General features: G+C 53.8%; 6 protein-coding genes. 2 read left to right on the top strand and 4 right to left on the bottom strand.

Features of this window, described 5'->3' with window-relative positions; genetic code table 11:
- Together ABYV26_RS16540 and ABYV26_RS16535 are read left to right on the top strand one after the other, a co-directional pair.
- On the top strand, positions 1 to 307 hold a 307-nt coding region (locus ABYV26_RS16540), incomplete at its 5' end, for a hypothetical protein (protein WP_372682461.1).
- A 497-nt stretch (positions 308 to 804) separates the two neighbouring features.
- Complete coding sequence (locus ABYV26_RS16535; protein WP_372682460.1) at positions 805 to 2,001, top strand: ExeA family protein; 1,197 nt, start codon at positions 805 to 807, stop codon at positions 1,999 to 2,001.
- A 380-nt stretch (positions 2,002 to 2,381) separates the two neighbouring features.
- Here ABYV26_RS16535 and ABYV26_RS16530 read toward each other — a convergent pair whose 3' ends face one another.
- The 4 genes from ABYV26_RS16530 to ABYV26_RS16515 all read right to left on the bottom strand — a co-directional run bounded on the left by ABYV26_RS16530 (position 2,382) and on the right by ABYV26_RS16515 (position 7,294).
- Positions 2,382 to 3,224 (bottom strand): CpsD/CapB family tyrosine-protein kinase, encoded by an 843-nt coding sequence (locus ABYV26_RS16530; RefSeq protein ID WP_372682459.1) that lies wholly within the window; start codon positions 3,222 to 3,224, stop codon positions 2,382 to 2,384.
- An 11-nt stretch (positions 3,225 to 3,235) separates the two neighbouring features.
- Positions 3,236 to 4,804 (bottom strand): GumC family protein, encoded by a 1,569-nt coding sequence (locus ABYV26_RS16525; RefSeq protein ID WP_372682458.1) that lies wholly within the window; start codon positions 4,802 to 4,804, stop codon positions 3,236 to 3,238.
- A gap of 218 nt (positions 4,805 to 5,022) precedes the next feature.
- On the bottom strand, positions 5,023 to 6,303 hold the full coding sequence (locus ABYV26_RS16520) for a hypothetical protein (RefSeq protein WP_372682457.1): 1,281 nt from the start codon (positions 6,301 to 6,303) through the stop codon (positions 5,023 to 5,025).
- A gap of 328 nt (positions 6,304 to 6,631) precedes the next feature.
- The gene (locus ABYV26_RS16515) at positions 6,632 to 7,294 is read right to left on the bottom strand and encodes a polysaccharide biosynthesis/export family protein (RefSeq protein WP_372682456.1); all 663 of its coding nucleotides are present in this window, start codon (positions 7,292 to 7,294) and stop codon (positions 6,632 to 6,634) included.
- Positions 7,295 to 7,609 lie beyond the last annotated feature (315 nt).

Genomic DNA, 7,609 nt, shown 5'->3' with positions numbered 1-7,609 from the left:
CACAGCCCCATATACATACAAGGCGACGCTCACTGATTTGAGTGAAGACCCATTTTTTGGATTTAAATTTCTTTTTCTTTCCATAACATCATCTGGTAACCCAGTGGGCAGCATCGTCGGCCCCGGAAGTTTCACCTTTGATGCTACAGCCGGTAAAACCTACTTCGCCAATGTATTTGGAACCGGCGGCGGCACACAGGAAGCCGGTTTATTCGGCGTTGATATTACGGCAGTTCCCGTTCCACCGGCACTATTGCTGCTCGGTTCCGGTCTCTTCGCATTGTTGACCTTGAGAAAAAAAAATTGAATTTCAGAATGACCCTGTAACGCCACGGACGAATGCAGCACTTATCGGCCGTGGCGCATTGCCCTTGCTAGCAACCCCGCCAAAAACAAAAGGTCTGATCGAAAGCCTGGCAAGTTGATCGACACGTTGCCGCTCTAAGCTGGATGGCCGCCGGTATAGCCACGCCCCCTGAACCCCTTACCGCAAATTTCCAGATTCCGTAGCCTTCCCCCCCCCGGAACAATGATGTTTGACGGCCAACAGGCCGTCCCCAGGATGGATGTCGTCAATTGAACACACCCCGTGGCAAACGGAGGTGAACGCGGCGTGTTCGCTGTCGCGTTTCAAGCGATCCAGGCGTGCTTTCACCTGGCGATGAAGTACAACCTGTCCCAAGACTGCTGTCTTCCTTTCTCTACAAGCTGGCCATCTCTTTGTTTTTATGTTAGACTTTTTAATTACTCTATATTTCAATTCATTTCCCGCTTGCGGAGTTGCACCCGTGCAAAGGATCACCCATGTATGAATCGCACTTCGGACTGACGGCAAAGCCTTTCAGTATGGTTCCCAACCCTGAAATCCTGTTCTTAAGCAAAAACCACGAAAACGCCCTGACCTACCTGGAATACGGCCTCAGCGAGAAAGTCGGCTTCATCCTGCTTACCGGCGAAATCGGTGCGGGCAAGACCACGCTGATCCGTTACATGCTCAATAAGATGGAGTCGCAAATCGACATTGCCGTCATCTTCAACACCAACTTTACGTCGGACCAGATGTTACGGCGGATTCTTAGCGAGTTCGAGATTCCATGCGATACCACGGATAAAGAGAGACACCTGCAGCTGCTTTACCAGTTTTTAATCGATCGATATGCCCAGGGACGGCATGTGCTTCTGATTGTCGACGAAGCCCAAAATCTGTCCGATGCCGCCCTGGAGGATATCCGCATGCTCTCAAACCTCCAAACGGACGACCGAATCCTGTTGCAGATCATGCTGGTGGGTCAGCCGGAACTCAAAAACCGGCTGAACAGGCCCGAATTTCGCCAACTCGCCCAGCGTATTGCGGTCAACTACCACATCACCCCCCTGGATGACGTTCAGACCCACCACTACATCGGTTACCGCATCGACAAGGCAGGAGGAGAGCCGGACCTCTTTACGCCGGAAGCGATCAATTTGATCTATATGCACTCGGGGGGGATTCCGCGGAGCATCAACCTGATGTGCGACACGGCGCTGGTCTACGGGTTTGCCGATAACCTGGAACGCATCGACACAGCCGTGGTCGAAAAAGTGATCGAAGACAGGGTCTGCATGTCCGCCAGCGAAGGAAAAACGGTCCGCAGGAAGACCAACGGGGTGGTTTCGGGAAGCAGTGGGCCAGGCATCATGGAACGGATTCATTCACTTGAAGAATCCCTTTTTGAATTGAAGCAGCAGCACGACAATCTCGCCCAGGCGGTCCAAAACGACCTGCTGCTTAAGTATCAGCAGTTGCTGGTCACGGAACAGAAGCGGTTCGATCGGCTGATGGAAAAATTTACCCAGGTGCTGCAGGTGGACCAGCCCCCAAAGGCACCGATCAAAGAGAAGAAAGCGGTAGAAAAGTTGGAAGGAGAGGTTGGGAAGAATCGTGTGAGGACCAAATACGCCCAACTGCTAAAAATGGAAGCAGCCAAGCAGGCGTTGAAAAAGGAAAGCGGGAAAACTTAAGGAAGGCAGCCGATACGTATCGACCTGGAAGGAAAACGGGGGGAAAGCGGGAGAGGGAAAGAAGATCAGAAGGTCAGAGGCGCAGAAAATAAGAAGATTAGAGGGTGAGGGCGGGATAAAAGCCGTGGGGGCGAGAGAGCGTGAGTGCGGGAGAGCGAGAAGATCAGAGGATCAGAGGTGAAGAAGAGCAGGGGCGCAGAGGCGCAGAAGATCAGAGGTAAAGAAGCAAAAAGCTGAAAGAAACTGGTTGACCGTTCACTATTCACTATTCACTATTCACCGTTCACCGTTGCCAAACCAATCCAACCAACTCAACTTTAGCCAGTGAAATTTTCGTTAGAAACGAGCGCAGCGAATTTCACCGGGCCAATCAACCCAACCTACTTTCTCCCATACCCGTACCGGTAGCCATACCTGCCGTATGCTTTGTTAGGGCCTTGATAACGGTTAAGCACGAACCCGGCAATCTTGTCCTGGGGGAGCAGCGCCAGGGCTTCTTTCAGATTCTGCTTGCTGGTAACCCCGGCCCCCACCACCATGATGATGCAGTCCACCAGCGGTGCAAATGCCAATGCATCGGCCACATCCAAAAGCGGCGGTGCATCGAAAATGACGTAGCGATCGTCGTAGCGGTTCTTCAGTTCATCCATGAGTGCATGCATCCGCGGGGAACCGATCAGCTCGGAACTATCCTCCACCACCCGGTCACCGGAAATGACGGTGAATTTTTCGATCCCCGGCCAGGCAATGATATCGTTCATGGCCGCTTTATCTTCCAAAAAATCCAGCAAGCCCAACTGGTTGTCGTAGCCCAGATAACGGTGAACCATCTGCATTCTCAGGTCCGCATCCACCAGAAGGACGGTGCGGTTGTATTCCCTGGCAAAGGTCGCCGCCAGGTTGATGGCGGTCACTGTCTTGCCCTCATTGGGAGAAGCGCTGGTAACCATTACCGTGTTCCAGTCTCTCTGCTGCCCCATCTGGCGCAGCTGGGTCCGCAGCACCTTGTAATAGTTTACCTCGGGGAACTCGGTCGACAGGGCCACACAGTGGTTCTTCACGGCCGTCGGAATGTCGATGGTCACGCTCTTAGATTCCGAGTAGACCGGCGGCTGCCATTCTGAACTGTCGGTCGGTCCGCCCTTGGCAACCGGAGTTGCAGCGGCATCACCTTGTACCTCCCGCTCTTTTTTTGCTCTTTCCAGCGCTTTTCTCAAATTCATAATGATATCCTTTACATCGGCGGGATCTTCCGCATCAATTTGGCCCAGAACACATTTAAATCCATCACCAGGGTGTGAAACGCGAACACACACACCCCGATGCCGACGAGTGTGGCAACCCCCCACGCCAGGCGCTTGAGTCGCCGGCTTCTCCGATCCATGGGGGTGAGGATGTCGGGGATGCTGACCAAAACCGGAAGCGTCGACACGCTGGCCAGACCTTCGGGATTGTGAATGGCCTGGTCGGAGAACTCACGAAGCGCGGCGAAACCTACGCCGGCGCCGACACCGAGCACCGCACCGATTAAAATGATGGCCATACGGTTCGGCTTGTACGGTTTCTCCGGGAGACGGGCGGGGTCGATCAAGGTGAAGCGTTCTCCCTTTTGCTCCTTCTCCAGTCCCATGGCCACATTGGCTTCCATGGTCTTTCTCAGCAGGTCTTCATACTTGGCCTGGGTGTTTTTACGGTCCAGAACCAGGTTGTTGTATTCCTGCTCGATTTTGGGGGTGTTCTCGATCCGCTGGCGATACATGTCGACCTTGGCCTGCAGATCCGCCTTCTGCTGGATCAATGACTTGATTTCCGCACGCGTGCTGGAAAGCTGGGATGCCAGGGTGATATAGGCCGTATTATCCGGCGCTGCCCTCTGATCGTCGGGAATCACCGATTTCTCAGCCATTCGCTTCTTCAGCTCGGCGATCTCACGCTTCATTTTCTTCACCTCGGGGTAATCCTCGGTGAACTTGGTCTGCAGATCCACCAGTTCGAGCTCCAGCTGCCGCAGGCGCAGTTTTTCAGTATTCTCGGTCTCCGGGATGCTGGCCAGCTGCGTTTCCAGGTATCCCTCGCGCTCCTTGAGCATGCGGGCCTGCTCGTCGATTCGCTCCACACTGGATTGGTAATTGTCCAGCGACCGGATATTGACCTGGATCATCTCCGGCAGGGAGTTGATGTGTATCTCTTTGAAAGCGGATATCTTTTTTTCCAGGTCGTCCAGCTGACTTTTCACCCGCTGGGCCTCTTCTTCCAAAAACGCTGTGGTTTCGGATGTTTGACGCTGACGAACCTGCAGGTTTTCATTTAAGAACAGGGAGACGAGGGTGTCGGTCACCCGCTGGACGGTGGAGGCCTGCTTGCCTTCATAGGAGAGAGTGAAGGCGATGGTGGCCGCGGTAGCCCGACCGGTGCGCCGATCGATAGTGTCGGCGCTGATCAGGTCCAGGTGGATATCCTGGCGCATTTTGTCGACCACTTCTTCGGTGGTCCATCGATCCAGATTTTCCCGGTAGAGATTGAACCGGTTGACGATCTCCATCAGCTTTGTCGAGCTCATGATGCGCTGCTGGGTGGACTGGATGCGCTGTTCCGCATACCCGGTGACGGTGGTCATGACGAAATCGGCCGGAATGTCCTGCGCTTCGATGAGAATGGTTGCGCTGGATTTGTAGATGGACGGCAACGAAAAAGCCACCAGCCCAGCGAGCGCCATCACCAGGACTGCAGGCAATACCAGCGACCATCTCCGCCGTTTAAGGATATCGACATAGTCACCGATTTCCAGAATCTGCTCTTCCATAAATTCGGTTTTACCTTTCTGTTTTCTTTCCGCAAGGCGTCAGGCGCTCGCCGGCTGTCAAGGACAGTGAACAGTGAAATATTAACTGTGATTGGTGAACGGTCAACCAGTTTCTTTGAGCGTTGAGCTTCTTCGCCTCTGATCCTCTGCTCTTCTGATCTTCTGATCTTCTGATCTTCTGCGCCTCTCGCCCTCTCGCCCTCTCGCTCTCACGCAAACTAATCCAGCCAGTCGTGGTGGGCCTCCAACTGGATGATGCCCAGGTTGCGATAGGCGGTGGTCCCGGCCTCCCGGTCATCGTAAATCGTGTAGACGTAATTGGCGGTCAGGTCAAAATAGTCGTTCAAGGCCCAGCGCAGCCCGCCGCCGGCGTTCCAGGTCTGGGTGTCAATGTCTTGCTGGGTGGAGTCGTCCTGGTCGTTGATGTTCTGGTACCACTGGAAAAAGAGATTGCCGTGCAGGTGTTCCAGCAAGCGTCTGCTGCCGCTGAGCCGAACAGTGGTCCGGTTGACGGTGGCGTTTTGCCCGCTCACCGGCTGCAGGTCATGGGACAGGAGCAGGTCTGATCGGGAGCGTTCACCCCGGTAGGTAAAGGTCACGCTGCCCACGAACCCAAAGCTGTCGTAGTCGTCATCCGTGCGGGATGGCGCCTCGATGATCAGCGGTGGGGAATAGGTTCGCGCCAGCTTCAGTTCCCTTTGCGATTGGGCATACCGCCCCCCCAAATCCACGACGAGATTGACCTTTTCGGTCAGGGCGCTTTCGGTGCCGGCGGTCAACGAGTAGTTATCCACCTCGGAGCGGTCCCCAAGCAGGGTGGTGACCTCGAAAATACCCTGGGTGCCGGTACTTTCAAACTCCCGTTCGAATTCGTAGTGGCTGTAGCCCAGGTTCAACCGGCCGGTGGTGCGTGCCAGCCAGGCATCCAGGCTGCGGGTCATGGCCAGCACCACGTGGTAGTCTTTGCGGTCGGAGACCTCCGGATCGTCGAAGTTCTCGCGGTTGAACTCCAGGAAAAGACCGCCGCCGACCATTTCAGAAAAGATGTAATTAGCCGATGTGCCTGCGTTGATGCGCTTTCGCCGGGTATTGTCCAACACCAGGCCAGTCTCTTCGATGTCTCGATCCGGCCGGCTGTCGTCGCTGAGGTGAGCTTGCGCGCCGAGGGTCCAGAACTCCGAAGGCGTGGCCTCGAATTTACCGTTGTACCACTGGTCCGTATCGTCGAACGCATCGTTGTCCTGGTAGCGGTAGAACTCCAGTTTGCCGTCTGCGCGGATGTTATAGCGTTCACTGTTGCGTACCATTTCCAGCTTGGGGGCAATGGTATAGATGTTGTCGGAAATTTCGTCGGCAGAACTGAGGAAGATGTTGTCGTTGTATTCGTAAATCGCCGCCACCGAGGTAATCAATTGGTTGTCGGCAGCCACCACGCCATGGACGGCGCCCAGAACCATTGTCAGGATCAACAACAACGTTCGAATCGATGCCGGTTTCACGGTCAGAGGAGTTCCTTTCTTTTTCATTTGGAGCGTTGACAAACCGTATTAGGAAAAGGCGGTTAAATTGGTTGATTCGTTTAATTGGCCCGGTGAAATTCGCTGCACTGTCACCCTCGGTGAATTTCACTGGCTAAAGTTTGGATTAGTTACTTGGTTGATTGGTTTGATTCGTTTTATTGGTCTGGCAACCGTGGAACGGTTCCACTTACCTTCTACACCTCTGATCTTCTGCGCCTCTTTTCCTCTGATCTTCTGATCTTCTCTCCCCATCCCAACCAATCCAACCAATTGAACAAATTAAACAACCTTAACCAATCAAACCCGCCTATTTAACCACCACCACATCCCCGCGCTGCAGCTGGATGTTGTCCTCCATCATGTTGTCTTCGGTAACAGCCTTGTAGTTGAAAGGGATGATCGTGGTGCTGGTGTCACGCTTTCTCACGATTTGAATGCTCTGCGGATCGGCGAAAATATTGAGGCCGCCGGCCATGGAAAGGGCCTGGAGAACACTGATGTTACGGTTCAAGGGGATATGACCGGGCCGGTTGACCTTGCCAATCACGTACACCACCATGCTGTTGACCTGCTGCACTATAATGGTCAAGTCCGGTTCAGGTACGTACCGGCTGATCTTCTTTTCCATCTCAGCCTTCAGCTGTGCGACGCTTTTGCCGCCGGCCATGAACCGCCCGACCAGCGGGAAGGTGATGGTTCCGTCGGGCAGCACGACCACCTGGCGGGTCAGGTCCTGATTTTTCCAGACGCTGATCTCCAGAATGTCCCCGGGGCCGATGGCGTAATCCGCCGCGGTTTCCGTTGCGGGTTTCACGATGATCGTCTTTTCAGGTGCCGGTTTAACTGCCGACGCCGTCGGCGTTCCGGGCCCCTGGTGCGCGCAGCCGGTTATCATTAGGAAAAAAAGCGCCATGCCGATAATGCAGATCTTGGTGCGTCCTGCTTGTTCCGTTGTTTTTCCACGTCTCATGTGAGTCATCTCCCCCATGCCCGGTCATTGCCGGACGGTATCAATGGTTATCGGTTTGAATCGTTGGAAACTAAAGCGGAAAATCAAGTAAAGTCCTGTTTACATAGGTCATTTACGTTGTACTGTCAATTGTTTATCTGGGTGGTAATGACTGGTTTGATTGGTTTGATTGGTTTAATTCGTTTGATTGGTCTGGTAACAGTGAATGGTGAATGGTGAATGGTGAACAGTGAACAGTGAACAGTGAACAGTGAACAGTGAACAGTGAACAGTGAACAGTGAACAGTGAACAGTGAACAGTGAACAGTGAACAGT

The sequence above is a fragment of the Desulfosarcina sp. genome (genome assembly GCF_041551955.1).
In the GTDB taxonomy this organism is placed as follows: domain Bacteria; phylum Desulfobacterota; class Desulfobacteria; order Desulfobacterales; family Desulfosarcinaceae; genus Desulfosarcina.
This window is presented reverse-complemented; position numbering and strand designations above follow the sequence as displayed.

What these genes read in the sequence shown, in the direction of transcription:
- ABYV26_RS16535 (WP_372682460.1), top strand. Translation starts at nt 805, where the DNA reads ATGTATGAATCGCACTTCGGACTGACGGCAAAGCCTTTCAGTATGGTT.
- ABYV26_RS16530 (WP_372682459.1), bottom strand. Translation starts at nt 3,224, where the DNA reads ATGAATTTGAGAAAAGCGCTGGAAAGAGCAAAAAAAGAGCGGGAGGTA.
- ABYV26_RS16525 (WP_372682458.1), bottom strand. Translation starts at nt 4,804, where the DNA reads ATGGAAGAGCAGATTCTGGAAATCGGTGACTATGTCGATATCCTTAAA.
- ABYV26_RS16515 (WP_372682456.1), bottom strand. Translation starts at nt 7,294, where the DNA reads ATGAGACGTGGAAAAACAACGGAACAAGCAGGACGCACCAAGATCTGC.